A 15,173-nucleotide genomic window follows, 5' to 3' on the forward strand; every position below is an offset into this window, starting at 1 on the left:
AGCCTCTTGACGATATAGCGCTTCCGAAAGATACCGACGAGGATCAGGAGCATGATCGCAGTCGTTCGGAACTTTTTAGGCTGGACTGTTTCAGGAGCTCGTTCCGCCATCACCACGCCGCCCTGTATATTGAGAGTGCGTTCGCCTCGCCAATCTCGCGCGGGTTGTTGACGAGAAGCCGGGTCTGTTTCATGGCCTCCCGCGCCATTCCGGCCAGGTGCTCTTCCCCGATACCCACGTCCCGCAGCCGCGACTGAAGGCCGAGCTTAAGCGACAACCTGGCAAGTCGCTCGATGAAAGCGGCGCAGCGTCGCTGGTCACCCTGTTCCGAACCGAGGTCCGGAAAGACGTCGGCTGCGATCTCCGCGTATATCGACGCAGCATCCGGTGCATTGAACCGAAGGACATGCGGGAGCACGAGCGCGTTTGAGAGGCCGTGAGGAATGTGGAAGGTTCCGCCGATCGGATAGGCCAACGCATGAACCGCCGCCACGGGAGAGTTCGCGAAGGCCTGTCCAGCCAGCATCGAGCCGAGGAGCATTGCGCCGCGGGCGGCACGGTTCTTTCCGTCAAAGACCGCCTTTTCGATATTCGCGCCCAGAAGCTGGAGCGCCTGGCGCGCAAGCATCTTTGAAAGAGGGTTGTTATTCGCGCTCTTCGATGCATATGCCTCGATCGCATGGACCATAGCATCGATGCCGGTGGCAGCCGTTATGTCAGCGGGAAGCCCTAAGGTCAGATCGGGATCGAGGACCGCGAGGTCGGGCAGGATGATCGGCGACGACACGCCACGCTTCTCGTCGCCGCCGACCGTGATAATGGAAACCGGGGTGACCTCCGATCCTGTTCCGGCCGTGGTTGGAACAAGAGCCAGTGGCAGCCGCGGCCCCTTCGCGTTCCCCACGCCCCAGGCATCGTTGAGTTGTTCACCGGAACCGCAAAGCAATGCGACGACTTTGGCCACGTCAAGTGAAGAACCGCCGCCGAAGCCGATGACCCCGGAGACATTGGCAGCCTTGGCGGCACCTGCCGCGGCCATCACGGTCGCGAGCGATGGGTCGGCTTCCACTCCATCGAACACGGTGGTCTCGATGCCGGAGGCAGTAAGAGACGCAAGAGCAGGTTGACAAAGGCCAAGCCGTCGCAATCCGGGGTCTGTCACGAAGAGAACCCGGCGGCCGAGCTTTTGCTTAACCAGATCACCGATCGCAGTTGCGGCGCCAGGCCGAAAGACTATCTGTGCGGTCGTACTGAAGACAAACGGATTCATGCATCTTCCCTTCGCCGATTTACGCCTACGCCACCGCATGCCGTCGCCACGTTTGTCCTGCAGGATTTTTCCGCAACCCGCACGAGCATCTCAGTAGCGACGTCGACGCGGTCCGGGACCTTGTAGGCCGATAGCCGGTCTTTGCAGTGTTTGAGCAGAGCATCCTGATCGAATGCAACGACACCCATTAGAACGATGCATGCGACCGGCGCCTCCCCCAGCATTGGGTGAGGCACGCCTGTGACAGCACCCATGGTGGCATCGTCGAGCAAATTGCCTTCTCCGCGTCGACGGCGCGCATGGCCCGTCCTCCTCCCGCCACGATCCGCCAGAAACTGGAAGGACCCGATGAACTACTCCCAGAAGCGAGGGGAAACATCAAGGTTGCTCAGCGCGCCTCTGACGCTCGGCCCGCCGATGCTTCCGCCAGGCTTCCCACCAAAGCCTGGCCTCCCTTGAAAGGGCCGGCGCAACCGGGATGGCCACTGCGACCAACATTACCCAATCCGTCTTGGACATCAAACAATTCTCCGGTGATCACCACACGCCGTTGAGGATACAGGTAAGGTGTTCGGCGGGGATATTCGGGCGAATTCAAACCCGGTGTGAATTTCCTAACTAACTGATATTTCTTTATCTGAAGAATCCGGGGCAGCTGAAGCGAGTGATGAACTTCCCCGACCTGTAACGAGCGCGGGAATCTCCTCCAAATTGGAATTGATCCCCGCATGCTGCGGAAAGGTGACGCCATCGGGAGGATGAGTTGAACCCGGACTAACAATCATGGGTGCCTCAAAATGTGCAATAATTGCACCACCGGAACAGTTGCCCTATCTCGCAATCGATGCAGACAACAGCTTTGCCGGTATCGAGGGGTCGTCCGCGTGGGTGACTAGGAGAAGTTCCAGCATGGCGTTTTCTAGCCCAGCGCTGATGCCCTCCACCTTGTACGGCCGGTCAAATGGGTGCAGGCAGACCAGATGTCCGTCATTGTCGGCGATCCCGATCGCAGCCCCGACGCAGCGCCCATCCCGATAAGCGTCTTCAGTATCTTCCGCCACGGCGCAGAACACCATGTCACCACCGGGAAGAACTGTGGCGTCAGTGAAGCAGAGCGGAACTCCCTCGATTAGACCAAGGTCCAGCCGTTTTATGGCGAACGGCGCGACGGTATCGGCTTGCGAACTTTGCAACGCACCGAGAACTTGCCCGAGTGAATAACGGATGATCGCGTTGTCGGCATGTTGCTTGTTGCCGCGCTGGAACAGGCGCAGCTCGTTACGAACAACAACCGCGCCCTCAATATTGAGTTCATCGAACGCTTGGTCAAGCGGACCGACAATGGGGGACATGTTCAGTTCATTGGGTGAACCGCAGACCGCACCATGCGCGTCGAGTGTCAGTAACGCGCCGCGTCCACGGTTTGGCCTGGATGCCGATCCCATAGCCAAGAGCGCGCCATGCGGAAAATTGTCGAAAGCCGGAACAAAGGTGATCGCCTCAAGGTCCGGCTTCTGCCGCTTTCGCTCAGCCTTACCGCTGGGCAGATCACCGGCAAACAGGCGGATCAGATGGCCAGGTTCAGAGGTATCCTTTGAAAACACCCCGAGGTGAAGCTCGTCATCAGCAACAACATACATGGTCGAGCGGACGCAGACGAGCCCGCTTGCAGCGCTGATGTAGAGGGGCTGCGTGGTCGGCACTTCCGGCGAGACGTCGAGCGCTCGCATCTCTGTAGCGTTGATCATTGCGCTTTCTTATCAATTCGAGCCGTCTCACTCCACCGCTACGCAGCAACGATCTCCCTGGCGTGGTCGTGACGATCTTGTCACGACATTATGATGCGCGGCCCCAGCAAGCCAAATACGGGTGCCCCGGCCTCGAACCCTCCGCCTTCTGTCGCGCCGCCCGCAACCAGTTCCTGCTGCAACTTCCTCGGTTGAACAAGGTTGTCCCTCGCAAGACAGAAAGAGGGCCGCACTGACGCGCGGAGCGCTCTCTGCGTCGCTATCGCTCAAAGATGGAACTGTCGCCGACATGGATTGTTCGCGCCTAGGGTTGTTTTTGGAGCGCGCCGTGTTTAACCACATTTTCCGATCGTTGCGGCGCGGCTGCGGACCGGCCGGATTCTTCATCGGCCTAGCCTTGGCCGGTTTTTTCGATGGGATCCTTCTCCACCAAATCCTGCAGTGGCATAGCCTCTTCAGCTCACTCGATGGCCAGGTTTATCAGGACCTCCGGTTCCGAATGTTGACAGATGGGGCTTTCCACGCCGCAATGTACGGTGTCGGGCTTGTTGGGCTTTGGTTGCTCTGGCGCGCTCGCTATGACTTCGCTTCGAACGGATCCGGAAAGCGGTTCGCTGCAACATTGCTTGTCGGATTCGGCGTCTGGCATCTGGCCGATGCGGTCGTGAACCACTGGCTCCTGGGTCTGCATCACATCAAGGAAGACAGTCGAAATTGGCTGTCGTGGGACTTGGCCTTCTTTGCTCTCGGCCTGATATGCGTGGGTCTCGGTATAGCCTTTGACCGATTTGGCGGCAGCCGCCGGCGCCACCTGAGTAACACGGTAGCGTCGAGCGTCGGGATCATCACTTTCGCGGCGGGCGCCGTCGCTGCCTCACCCTGGTCAAATCCGCGACCGGTCACGGTCGTATTCCAGCAAGGCATCAGCCCGGCCGCGGTTCTCGCCGCCGTGGATAATGCCGATGGCCAGATTTTGTGGAGCAATGCTGATGGGGACGTGTGGGCGATCGCCTTAAAAAACCGCTTCGACGGATGGTCCTTCTACCGTTACGGCGCGCTCTACGTCAGTGGTTCTGTGTTCGGCATGGGATGCTTCAGTGCCACTCCCGCCCCCTCCCCTTAGACGGCCTACTCCCACATCGGTGAACCGCAAAAGGCGACGGTACGATTTCGATAACTGCCTTAGCAGGCGAAATCACCTCGGTGCGAAATCAGCGGCCCACATAAGGAACCAAGTGGCACTTTTGTAGTTCATTTCCCGACGTGCAGGAGGCTGATTATTCCCCGAGGCGTAGAACGGCGTTCGTAAAGCAGCGGCGCCGCACCGAACGCCAAGCAGGCCTTACGCTTCTGTATCCAGGGTCGGAAGCATCAACGCCCGGGAAGGGACCAGAATGATCGAAAGGACTTGCTTTGGTAAACACTGGAACCGAACACAGAAACTCCGACACGGTACCAGCCACAACCCCGTTCTCGGCTGAAAACGTATGCCGGAAATGCAGCGGCAAAGGGCAGATCGATGGCGCGCGATGCCCCGACTGCAATGGAACCGGCAAGGTCATCACACCTGTCGGAGGGGCAGGCTAGGCTTTGATGAAACCAATAGAGCGCACGCTTGACGATATCCTTGGATCAATCGGGAAACGATCCCCCGATATCCCTGGCAGTACCGCTTCAATCCTCGCCGGATTGATGGGCCTGTCGATGGCAAAGATGTCCGTCCTCGTCTCCAGTCATCCCACAAACGACCCATGTTTGTACGCGGCCGTGGAAAAGATCGATCGACTTTCGGGTGATCTCTTGCAGGCAGCAGAACAAGACCGCACAAACTTCTTGAACTACATGGAAGTTCTGCGGGATCGCTGCGCCGTGGAGAGCGAGCGAGCTTATGTTTCCGCTCTCCGCGAGGCGGAATCCAGGGCAACTGTCCAACCTCTCGATGCAGCCCGTCTGATCGTCGAGGCGCTAGAACACCTGAACGAGTTATCCTCCTCGGTGGATCACTCGGTCGCGAGCGACCTTCACGCCGGAGCCGCAATCCTCAATGCCTCCTTTGCCGGCATAATCATGGCCGTGAAGATCAACCTGGAGCCCGACCGCATGGTCGATCTGCACCAACATACGGCGGAGATCCGGGCAGAGCTTGCTGCGCGCCGCGACACCGCATTCGCGGCCCTCAAAAGAGCCGCGGCGCAACAGGACTTCCAATACTAAGGCCAAAATGAAACCTGCGCGCCCGAATCGACCGGCCGAGAACGCCGATCATGGGCGCTTGCCAGGCAGGTTGTTCGTGGGCTTTGCCTCAGCAACATCATGTCGCGGATTTGCTCCCCCGTCGGACCGACCATTTCCTCCCAGCGAGGACGCTTCCTCCACGATCCGGTCGCCGGCCACGTCATGAACCTCGGTGGCGATGGAGACTGCCTTGTGGACGGCGTCCGAGGCCAGGTCCTCAGCCCTATCCAGCACCCTCGACGCCCAAGACGACAGCCCGTCCTTTACGTTGTCGGCCGCCGCGCCAACCGCTTCATCCTCCTGGCTGGTGTGTGGCAGGGGCGCTGCTCCAGGGCGCCCTCGGTCTTTCGGCAGCGATTCCAGACCGGGACTTCACTGACATTTCCCGCTGCATCAGGTCTCGACCTGCATCGGATACGGCTCCTCGGGCTCTGACTGAATCAGCACACTCCTTGCTTGGAAAGTCTCATGAACAATGAGGGAAAGGGGCAAGTTCCTTAGAGGCGAAATGAAATCAGGATCGTCTCACGCGGAACTTTGGTAGGTGCAACTGGTTTACGCGCCTCAGTGGAAGGAGCCTGAAATGATTTGATGGCGCGCCCCGGGACCAACAGGTGTTGACCGACTGGTGTGCCGCAATCCGGTCTGCGAAGGCTTGGTCTGCACCATTATCCTGGAGCAAGAGAGCTGCTCGTTCAACAGTCGTCGGGGGCGTGTTGCGATCGCACTCTGACTCAGCGGCGGCCGCTCAAGTTGGTACAATGAAAATCGATCCGGCGGATATCTTCGAGACATGTGACTTTGCCCGAGCGCGGAGTTTAAACCGTGCCCTGTCATGGATGCCGCGCTACCATACGGGCAGGCGGCTGAACGCCAGGCTGATTGACAGCGTCATCGGGTTTGGCCAGCACCTCCTGCCCGAAAGGCAACGAGAAGACATATCGACCGAGACTGTCTCGTTGCCCGTTGGCAACCGTCAGACGATGATCCGCATTCTCCGACCTCGGCAGGGGAGCAAGGCCCTCCTGCTGCACTTTCACGGTGGGGCGTGGGTCTTGGGCAATGCCCGGCTCGACGACGGCTGGAACACGATGATCGCCAGATCTTGCGGCGTCACCGTCGCCAGCGGCGATTTTCATCTGGCGGTGGATGACGATCTTGAGCAGACGATAGACGACGCTGTCGCTATCACCAGGTGGGCGCTGGACCATGTTGCCGACTTCCAGACGGATCGACTGATCATCGAAGGCGAATCTTCTGGTGCACACCTTGCCGCGTGTGCGCTGATCCGCCTCGCAAGACATCGCTCGCTCGAAGAGGTAGCCGGATTTGTCTCGCTTTGCGGAGCCTTCGACCTAGCCGGATCGAAAAGCCTAAGGACCGCAACGGGTAGCCTGATCATTGAGCCCAGGTCGGCGCAAAGGAACCTCGACAGATTGACTTCCAGTTTAGCAGTGACTGATGCGCAGGTTTCGCCGGTTTTTGCGGATCTTTCAGCAATGCCTCCCGCCCTGTTTATCGCGGGAGCGCTTGATCCCATAGTGGAGGATACCCTCCGAATGCATGACCGCTGGCAACGCCAGGCTGGCAGCTCGGACCTGCTTGTCGTGCCGGAAGGCCCTCATGGCTTCGAGCGGCTGCCGACCCGACTGGCTCTCAAGACGCGGCAGTTCATGGCGGACTGGATTAGCAGGACGTTGTCTTAAACCGAGGGGAAATTCCGGAACAAAAGCGTATGTGCTCCGAAAGTTGGCACGCAGGCGACGTTAGCGGTTGGCAGTCGGACCAATTTTCTTATAAATTCAAGGATTGTAGCGCCATTGGGCATTGCGCGAAGTGCCCTTCGTAGCTCAGTATCAAGCGCAGCAGCGCCGACTCCAGTCCTGAAGTTTCCAACGATGATTTCCGACCATGCAAAATTCGATTATCCGGATCCGCTTCAACCGGAAGACCTGCAAATGATACAGCGCGTCTTCGACGTAACCTGCGCAGCGGGCGGCATTCGCAAGAAGAGCCCGCAGGCTGAGGGGCTTGCGGCGACATTGCTCGAACTCTTCCAGAGCGGAATTCGCGATGAACATAAGCTTGAAGCAGCGGTCGCGCAGATCGAGTTTATCTGATGCGGTAGAATGATCGTCGGGAATTACCAGCCCCGCCTAGAGCAGATCTTGTAATCGATGAACGTTTGCCAGGTGATGTGAGGCGTCGAGGCTCACTCGACGCCGAAGAGGTGGATGAGTGCAAAAACATCGGGCAATGATCTCCAATGACGGGTGTTGAAAGCGTCTGCGGCGAGCATATTTGCACGGCAGGCCGCGGCGCCGGATAAGTTGACGGCGCATGGACAGGTAGTCGCAAAGAAAAGTCTCGTACGGGAGCTCGATGGAAAGGAACCCGGCTGGTTCTTCGCCAAGGACGTCGGGTCTATTCGCGATAGTTCCAGCCACCGCCCCGGTGGGTGGTGTTCCTAGCAAAGTGGCGACCATCGGCCGAAAGATCGAAGAACTGTTGGGCGACCAGGTGCACCACATCCCGTTTCTGCTGAATCCTGCGGTTGATAGCCCTCATGCTGGCGCCGAGCACGACCCGCGCAAAACCTTCTCAGAAACGAGCACGAGAAAAGGCCAAAGCTCGCCACACGCCCGAAACCTGGGCTTTAATCGCCGCCCAATGCCGCGCGCAAATCGCCATAGGGTTCATTTGTTGGTAGCCGGATCGACGGATGGATAGAATCGAAGATGGGCTCAGGCTGGCTTTTATCGATTACCCGCAGACCAACGATTGCAGAAGACGAATAAGTCGGATCGGGATAAATGCATTACGCTTCCGAACTGCTCAAGAAGCGCAGGGCCTTCTTGGAGCAGGCGACCGCTGCCGATGATTGCAAGGGCAACGGCACCACCGAAGCTCTTCCTTACCCAAAAGCGAGGGTGGGAACCGGTTGAGGGCGGCATAAATCTCTTTCTATCGGATAGTGCCGGTCACAATGGGATCGAGTTTGTCGAGTTGGTCCCAGGCGAGCGACGCGCCAAACAGCAGCACCGCAATAAGCGGGATAACCAAAAGTACAGCACCACCGGGTACACGCATGACAAAACCTCTCAGCGATTGAGCCGCAGACTCATGCTCCGGCTTCGTTACCGAGAGGTTAATGGCGTCTCACTTTCATACAGAAAGCCACAACCATCTGTGCTTCTTTCCGACCTCCATTGGCTTGCTGAGGAGGTCAGCAGATGGCGGAAACCACAACTTACGACGAGTGGCGGACACGACACCGATCTTCAGTGAACGGATGGGACGGCCAGCGGTTCAGGAAAGGGCTCGGTCAGGCAGCGATGTAGCCGCGCGATCTGTCGATTGAAGTGCATCATCAGGAATGGCCAACTCGCCAATGACCTGTAGCCGGCGACCACGCCCTCGTAATTGTTTCACTGGGTTTACGTCTTCAAACCCCTTTGGATCGCCTCTGGCGGGCCCACTCATGATGGGGCCAAACCTATGACCCGTTTCGAAGTAGACGGTTGCAATCCACGTTCCGGACCGTGCTGAACCTCAGCACATTATCAGGTTCAAGCTGAGCTGCCGGGCCAGGCCGTGCAATGTAATATCCCTGAAGCCGGTTGATTCCGTACTGCTGCATCAGCCGCTGATGTTCTATGGTCTCGACGCCTTCAACGAGGATACTCACACCGAGATTGCGCAACAGGCTGATGATGTCAAGCAACATCCTCTTCCCTCTCTCCGTGTTGCAGTCGTGGAGGAAGGATCGATCGATCTTGACCGTGTCGAATTCGATCAGGCGAAGCCACGACCGAGCCAGACTTGGGCGCCCAGCTTTCTCAGGTCGCTAATGCAACGGGCCACATGGCCCCCCCGAGAAACGCGATCAGGCGTGATTATTTTGCCATCGTCTGCCTTCGCGCTCAAAGGCTCGTTCCACCACTATACTCCGGGCGATCGTGGCATTTTCGTGCATTCGATGGCCGCAGCCGGCAAGGCGACTATCATGCTTATCAATTTAGGCTGCGGCCGCGACTATAACACAGAACGACGACGCGGTTTTCGCGGAGAGGTTCGACCGGTTTGTCACCTCAGGCTATGCCGGTTGTCGCAACAAGGCTCGCCGGCCGCGGCGAGGCTGAAACGATTCCAATCCAGGCCTATGCGGACGTCCGCGGCCTGTGGCAGAGCGCAAGGTGCTGGCGGTCTGCGCCAAGTCAAACTTTCATAAGGCTGCTGGCGGGGGCGGCTGCCGCGGGGCCGGAGGCATCGCCAAATTCCACTCCCAGTAGGGCTGTCGTCGCATCGACGCCTTGACCGCCATACCGCGCTATATGCGCCTGACCGTTTCGATCATCGGAACGAGCCGTCTTTATCTTTGCATAGCCGCCTTCTTCTAGACTAGCCATCCGTCTCGGCCAATATCTCAGGTCTTGCGAAGGAGGAGAGGAACAACCCAGCAATTGGTCCGCGCGACTAACGGATCTCCAGCGCAGATCGGACACGCCAGCATAGCTTGAACATCGGCCTGGGCACTGGCCTCGAACATTGGGATCGATCATGACATTTCATGCAGACCACGCGGTGGGCATCCTGTTCGCCGCAACTGGCGGTATCGCCGTCTATCTCGGCCTGGACTATGGCTTCGGCGAGCTTTCGGAAATGGGGCCGGGCGCCCTGCCCGTGCTGCTTGGCACGACACTCTCAGTCTTCGGCATAACGCTCTTGGTGAAAGCCACTCTGGCGAATGCGGGCGCGGCACCAATTGCGCTTATACCGCGCGAGGAAATCCGGCCCTTCCTGGCGATCCTTACGGCGCTCTTTGCCTTCAGCCAACTTATCGATCGCGTTGGGCTGCTGCCAAGCGTCGTCGCATTGATCAGTCTCGGCTGGCTTGCGGACAACCGCGGCCGGCTGAAGGAGTTGCCCGCCCTGACTCTCGCGATCGTCGCCATCATCCTGGGCATCTTCCATTTCGGTCTCGGCATTCCATTCCACCTGTTCGACTGGAGCATCTAGCGTGCTGGACTTCGTTTCTTCGATTGCCCTGGGACTGCAAGTCGCCGCCAGCATCGACAACCTCTTCTATTGCTTTCTCGGCGTCACGCTCGGAACCGCAATCGGCGTGCTGCCGGGTGTGGGCCCGATCATCACCATCTCGCTGCTCCTGCCGCTGACTTTCGGACTACCGCCAGAAGGTTCGGTGATCCTGCTGGCCGGCATCTATTATGGCGCCGCCTATGGCGGATCGACGACCTCGATCCTGCTCAATCTTCCCGGCGAAGCATCGTCGGCGGTCACCTGCCTGGATGGCTACCAGATGGCACGTCAGGGCCGCGCGGGCGCGGCGCTCGCCATTGCCGCGCTTGGTTCCTTCTTTGCCGGCACCGTCGGCACGCTGCTGATCGCGCTTGCGGCACCCGCCATGGCCTCGGTGGCCGCGAAATTCGGCTCGGCGGAATATGCCGCCCTCGTCTTCTGCGCGCTTGTCGCCACGGCCTCGATTGCCAAGGGCGGTTTCGTCAAGGGCATCGGCTCGGCAGTCCTCGGCGTGCTTCTGGGCTTGGCGGGCGCCGATGTCGCCTCCGGCGTTTTCCGCTTCACCTTCGGGATTGCGGAACTGCGCGACGGTATCGACTTCGCGGTGCTTGCTGTCGGCCTTTTCGCAGTATCGGAAATCATCACCACAATCGGCAGCACGGGGACGCCGGAACTGGTCACCTCAAAGGTCGGCCGTCTCTGGCCGAACCGCGAGGAATTCCGTCAGGCGTGGCCGGCCGTATTGCGCGGCACGGCGCTCGGGTCGTTCCTCGGCATGCTGCCCGGCGCAGGCCTCGCGATGAGCTCGTTCTCCGCCTACATGGTCGAGAAGAGCATTTCGAAACAGCCCGGTCGTTTCGGCAGCGGCGCGGTTCAAGGTGTTGCGGCTCCCGAGGCGGCCAACAATGCGGCATCTCAGACTGCCTTCATCCCGACTCTGATGCTCGGCGTGCCCGGCAGCCCGGTCATGGCGCTCTTCCTCGGCGCGCTGCTGATCCAGGGCGTCAATCCGGGCCCGAGCATGATTACCAACAATCCGCAGCTTTTCTGGGGACTGGTCGGGTCGATGTGGATCGGCAACCTGATGCTCGTCATCCTCAATCTGCCGCTGATCGGCCTGTGGGTGAAGTTGCTGACGGTGCCTTATCACTGGCTCTATCTGTTCGTGCTCGCCTTTGCCTGCGTCGGGGTCTTTTCGATCGGCTTTTCATCCTTGCAGATCCTGACCCTCGTCATCTTCGGAGCCGTCGGCTACCTCCTGAAGCGTGCCGATTGCAGCCTTGCCATGTTCATCCTCGGCTTCGTGCTTGGGCCCATGTTCGAGGAGAATTTCAGACGTGCCCTGTCACTGTCGCGAGGCGATCCGATGACCTTTATCAACCGCCCGATCAGCCTCACCTTCGTAGTCCTCGGCATCGCGATCCTGCTGGCTGCCACCACCTCTTTCGTGAGGAAAGGCGCACAGGAGGCGGCGGATTGAGGTCTACGTCGTCCTCCGGGCGGCTGTAAATTCGAGTGCCATCAGTGACTTTACTCGCGCAGCCCCCTGAACAGCGCACCAATGTCCTCGGCTTCGTCCAAATTGAGAAGAGCCGTCGCCAGCTCCTGACCCGCCGCGTCGGAAATCACGCCACGAACATTCGCCCGGAATTTCTGCAGATAGCCCTCTCGGGCGACCGGGTTGCGGCGGGTGCCCGGCATATCCTCAATCGTATGAGATAGTTCGCGTCCATCTTTCAGGCGGACGGAGACCGTCGCACGCGAACGGCTGATATCGTGTGCGGCCACCAAATCCGGCCGGTGGATGACCTTACCTGCCATCGCGTTGATGAGCGGGTTGGCGAGGTTCTCCGGCGCGTAGGCATCCTTGTCCATCCGGCCAAGCACCAGCGCTTCGGCGACCGTATGTTGCAAGCTGATACGCCCGTGCCAGGAGGTCCGCGGCCGGCGCTTTTCTTCGGCCGGCTCGCAGACGGTCGCAAAGGAACGGGGCATTATATCGCAATAGATGACGTCCACATCTTCCGGCTTGACCTCATGAGCATCGCGAAGCTCGATCGCCGCGGCGATGAACGGGATCATCGTATATGCGCAAGGATGCGCCTTCGAGGCGATGTTCAACACTTCCCAGCGTTCGCCGAGTTCGTCCGTCAGTGCCGAAAAGCGGAACTCGGGCGTGGACTGAAAATAGCTCTTGAACCAGCCGAACTTGCCTTCGAAGACCGGATAGGGACCGGAAATGCCCTGGTTCGCCAGTGCGACCGCACGGATTGCCGCAGATGCCGCCATGCCGATATGCAAGGTTTTGGTCGAGGTACCGTCCTCGAACGAGGCGATCGAGCCTGCCGAGAGGCTGGCCGCCGTACCGATCGCATGCACCGTCTGCTCGACCGAAAAGCCCCGCAGATGCGCAAGCCCCCAGACCGCGCCGAAGACGCCATAGACGGAACTCGGATGGAACCCCACCTCATGCATCCGCACCGGTGAGACGAGGCCGAGACGGCACAACAACTCGCTGCCGATCAGCGCGGCATCCAGCAGGTTTTTACCCGAAAGGCCGAGACGCTCGCATTCCGGCAGCAGGGCCGATAGCACGACGCCGGTCGGATGGATGTTCGACTCGATATGAGTGTCGTCGAATTCGAGAACGGCGGACATGACCCCGTTGATGAAGGCCGCACTCGCGGGTGTCGTCGGCGCAGCGTCCGTCACGGAAAAGGCGCTCCCCTGGCCGCCATCCGATTCCGCCACGGAGCGCCGTGCGGCCGAAACTACGTCGAGCCGACTCGATGCGATCATCACGCCGACGACGTCCAAAATCCGCAACTTAGTATTTTCCAGGACGTCGGCCGGAACCGTATCGAGCGGAAACCCCGTCATCCATTCCGCCACCTTGGCGCTCAGGGTCGGGACGGTCGAGCGTGTCTCCTGCATATTTGGATCCTTGTTGGCCTATATTAAAGCAATACGCGCCAGCAGGTCCGCGCGTATTGGTGTGCTGTCTTATCCGGATTGCTCGGAGGGGTTATTTCTTGGGGAGCTCCATGCTCTTCAGCAGCTCGCCGAAATAGGCATATTCGGCCTCTAGCTCCTGCTGAAGCTGCACGCTGGTGCGGAAGCGCGGCGAGAAGCCAGCGCGGGTGAGAGCTGCGCGGAATTCCGGGCTGGCATCTGCGTCCTTCAGCGCCTTCTCGATCATGGCGACAAGTTCCTTCGGCGTGCCGGCGGGTACCATGACAGCCTGCCAGCCACCGGAGCGGATGTCCTTCAGGCCCACTTCCCGGAACGTCGGCACATCGGGGAAGTCAGGCAAGCGTGCCTCGCTCGGCACGGCGATGGGCACGAGCTTGCCTTCGCGCGACGGCGGAATGACCATTGCGTCGATAACGAACTGCACATCTCCTGAGAGAAGCGCCTGAACCGCTTGCGAGGCCCCACTATACGGAATGTGCCTGGCAGTGACGCCCACAGTCCGCAGAAAATCCACGCCGATAATATGGCCGGTCGAACCGACACCCACCGAGGCGTAGTTCAGGGTTCCCGGATTGGCTTTTCCGTAGGCCACCAATTCCTGGTAACTTTTCACCCCGAGCGATGGCGGCACACTCAGCATGCGCACGGATTCGCTGACATTGGCGATGGCGACGAAATCCTTGAGCGGATCGAAACCGATCTTGGTAATATGCGGTGCGGTCGTGAAGATGGCGCTGCCGGCGAGAAGCAGCGTCCCTCCATCCGGCTTGGCGCGAGCCGCCTTTTCGGTGCCGATCGTGCCGCTGGCGCCACCGATGTTCTCGATCACCACCGTGGTCTTAAGACGCTTGCTGAGTTCCTCCGCGATCATACGGCCGGTTATGTCACCGCCGCCGCCAGGGGCGTAGGGCACGATCATGCGCACCGTCGAGATGGGATACTGATCGGCTGCCCAGGCGCCCACCGTATAAAACAGCACCGCCGCCATCCCACACAGGCCATTCCTCATCCAATTTTTCCAGCGAACCATGATCCCCTCCCTTGATGCCCGGCGACTGCAGAGGCGCATATTGGTAAGCTGTAGTTCGGAATTGCAAAAGATTGCTAGCCTCGTTTCGAAGGGCGAAACTGCGACCTAAGAGCCGAGGCATTTTGAGAGTCAACCCGAACGTTTTGGAGATCTATCCGGCGCCTCTCCTCTTCTAAGGGGATTTGAAGCGTGGCTCGCCGAAACCATCGGTCAGGATCTGAACGGCGTGACCGACCGCATTCGCGCGATCCGTAAGGATCTGTCACCGACGGCAGGCCGCATTGCTGATTTCATCATGCTCGATGCCGCTGAGGTGGTACACATGTCCGTCACCAAAGTCGTCGCTCGGCGGGCGGGGTTTTCAGCAGGTCAAGATCGCGCTCGCCGGCGATCTGGTTCAGCCGGTGCAATTCATCCATGAAGACCTGACACCCGAGGACGATACGGCCGCCGTGATCGAGAAAGTCTTTCAATCGGACCTGCAGGCCCTCCGTGATACCCAGAAAGCGCTTGATATAGCCGGGGTGGCGAGGGCGGGCGAGGCGATCCGCCAAGCAAGCCGCGTCGAGATCTTTGGAATCATTCAACCTATCGAAACCGTTATGTTTATTGCGAGAACTTCAGGGCTAGCAAGCTGCCGTCTGAAGCAGATGCATGATTGCGAAGCGCTACGGGAGGGCTTCGGTGCGGACGCAGAGCGATCGGCGTTTCTGCTAGCGTCTCGATCCGGCTCGGCCTGAGATCTTTGACATGCTGGAAACCCGCGGCGGGATGTTGTTTTCTTGGACGAAGCGCAACGCAAGGCAGGCCCTCCGCCACTTCCGTCGAGTTGGCTGCAGAACCGCGAAAGGAACCTGATCCCTCCGAGAGACTTTCC

At 59.4% G+C, this 15,173-nt stretch carries 12 protein-coding genes and 1 pseudogene; 6 read left to right on the plus strand and 7 right to left on the minus strand.

What is annotated here, in order from left to right; translation table 11 throughout:
- Positions 1-109: 109 nt before the first annotated feature.
- From C5L10_RS01030 to C5L10_RS01040, 3 genes are all read right to left on the minus strand, one after another.
- Positions 110-1,270 carry an iron-containing alcohol dehydrogenase gene (locus C5L10_RS01030; protein WP_105428350.1) on the minus strand — a complete coding sequence of 387 codons (1,161 nt, stop codon included), beginning with the start codon at positions 1,268-1,270 and terminating at the stop codon, positions 110-112.
- Entirely contained in the window at positions 1,267-1,524 is a 258-nt protein-coding gene (locus C5L10_RS34115; RefSeq protein ID WP_371411905.1) for a hypothetical protein, read from the minus strand. The genes C5L10_RS01030 and C5L10_RS34115 overlap by 4 nt, the downstream gene beginning before the upstream one ends.
- A gap of 576 nt (positions 1,525-2,100) precedes the next feature.
- Positions 2,101-3,018, minus strand: coding sequence for a hypothetical protein (locus tag C5L10_RS01040; RefSeq protein WP_105428141.1), 918 nt, complete (start codon positions 3,016-3,018; stop codon positions 2,101-2,103).
- A 328-nt stretch (positions 3,019-3,346) separates the two neighbouring features.
- Here C5L10_RS01040 and C5L10_RS01045 point away from each other — a divergent pair, with 328 nt between their 5' ends.
- The 4 genes from C5L10_RS01045 (at position 3,347) to C5L10_RS01065 (ending at position 7,373) form a co-directional block, all read left to right on the plus strand.
- Positions 3,347-4,141 carry a DUF2243 domain-containing protein gene (locus C5L10_RS01045; RefSeq protein WP_172716856.1) on the plus strand — a complete coding sequence of 265 codons (795 nt, stop codon included), beginning with the start codon at positions 3,347-3,349 and terminating at the stop codon, positions 4,139-4,141.
- 470 nt (positions 4,142-4,611) lie between these two features.
- Positions 4,612-5,232, plus strand: a complete 621-nt coding sequence (locus C5L10_RS01050; protein WP_105428143.1) for a cyclodeaminase/cyclohydrolase family protein — start codon at positions 4,612-4,614, stop codon at positions 5,230-5,232.
- 782 nt (positions 5,233-6,014) lie between these two features.
- Positions 6,015-6,959 carry an alpha/beta hydrolase gene (locus C5L10_RS01060; protein ID WP_105428144.1) on the plus strand — a complete coding sequence of 315 codons (945 nt, stop codon included), beginning with the start codon at positions 6,015-6,017 and terminating at the stop codon, positions 6,957-6,959.
- 114 nt (positions 6,960-7,073) lie between these two features.
- Entirely contained in the window at positions 7,074-7,373 is a 300-nt protein-coding gene (locus C5L10_RS01065) for a hypothetical protein (RefSeq protein ID WP_172716857.1), read from the plus strand.
- Positions 7,374-8,749: 1,376 nt separating this feature from the next.
- Here C5L10_RS01065 and C5L10_RS01070 read toward each other — a convergent pair.
- Positions 8,750-9,117, minus strand: a pseudogene (locus C5L10_RS01070) (EAL domain-containing protein); the annotation flags it as partial.
- 696 nt (positions 9,118-9,813) lie between these two features.
- On the opposite strand from C5L10_RS01070, the gene C5L10_RS01075 reads away from it, so the two are divergent.
- On the plus strand, positions 9,814-10,272 hold the full coding sequence (locus C5L10_RS01075; RefSeq protein ID WP_172716858.1) for a tripartite tricarboxylate transporter TctB family protein: 459 nt from the start codon (positions 9,814-9,816) through the stop codon (positions 10,270-10,272).
- A 4-nt stretch (positions 10,273-10,276) separates the two neighbouring features.
- Positions 10,277-11,773, plus strand: coding sequence for a tripartite tricarboxylate transporter permease (locus C5L10_RS01080; protein WP_105428351.1), 1,497 nt, complete (start codon positions 10,277-10,279; stop codon positions 11,771-11,773).
- Positions 11,774-11,823: 50 nt separating this feature from the next.
- Here C5L10_RS01080 and C5L10_RS01085 read toward each other — a convergent pair whose 3' ends face one another.
- The 3 genes from C5L10_RS01085 to C5L10_RS33460 all read right to left on the minus strand — a co-directional run bounded on the left by C5L10_RS01085 (position 11,824) and on the right by C5L10_RS33460 (position 14,850).
- Positions 11,824-13,227 (minus strand): MmgE/PrpD family protein, encoded by a 1,404-nt coding sequence (locus C5L10_RS01085; RefSeq protein ID WP_105428147.1) that lies wholly within the window; start codon positions 13,225-13,227, stop codon positions 11,824-11,826.
- Between the two features lie 91 nt (positions 13,228-13,318).
- Positions 13,319-14,275 (minus strand): tripartite tricarboxylate transporter substrate binding protein, encoded by a 957-nt coding sequence (locus C5L10_RS01090; protein ID WP_172716859.1) that lies wholly within the window; start codon positions 14,273-14,275, stop codon positions 13,319-13,321.
- A 350-nt stretch (positions 14,276-14,625) separates the two neighbouring features.
- The gene (locus C5L10_RS33460) at positions 14,626-14,850 is read right to left on the minus strand and encodes a hypothetical protein (RefSeq protein WP_172716860.1); all 225 of its coding nucleotides are present in this window, start codon (positions 14,848-14,850) and stop codon (positions 14,626-14,628) included.
- Between the last annotated feature and the right edge of the window lie 323 nt (positions 14,851-15,173).

Source organism: Neorhizobium sp. T6_25 (assembly GCF_002968555.1).
Classification (GTDB): domain Bacteria; phylum Pseudomonadota; class Alphaproteobacteria; order Rhizobiales; family Rhizobiaceae; genus Neorhizobium.

What these genes read in the sequence shown, in the direction of transcription:
- C5L10_RS01030 (WP_105428350.1), bottom strand. Translation starts at nt 1,270, where the DNA reads ATGAATCCGTTTGTCTTCAGTACGACCGCACAGATAGTCTTTCGGCCT.
- C5L10_RS34115 (WP_371411905.1), bottom strand. Translation starts at nt 1,524, where the DNA reads ATGGGTGCTGTCACAGGCGTGCCTCACCCAATGCTGGGGGAGGCGCCG.
- C5L10_RS01040 (WP_105428141.1), bottom strand. Translation starts at nt 3,018, where the DNA reads ATGATCAACGCTACAGAGATGCGAGCGCTCGACGTCTCGCCGGAAGTG.
- C5L10_RS01050 (WP_105428143.1), top strand. Translation starts at nt 4,612, where the DNA reads ATGAAACCAATAGAGCGCACGCTTGACGATATCCTTGGATCAATCGGG.
- C5L10_RS01060 (WP_105428144.1), top strand. Translation starts at nt 6,015, where the DNA reads ATGAAAATCGATCCGGCGGATATCTTCGAGACATGTGACTTTGCCCGA.
- C5L10_RS01075 (WP_172716858.1), top strand. Translation starts at nt 9,814, where the DNA reads ATGACATTTCATGCAGACCACGCGGTGGGCATCCTGTTCGCCGCAACT.
- C5L10_RS01085 (WP_105428147.1), bottom strand. Translation starts at nt 13,227, where the DNA reads ATGCAGGAGACACGCTCGACCGTCCCGACCCTGAGCGCCAAGGTGGCG.
- C5L10_RS01090 (WP_172716859.1), bottom strand. Translation starts at nt 14,275, where the DNA reads ATGAGGAATGGCCTGTGTGGGATGGCGGCGGTGCTGTTTTATACGGTG.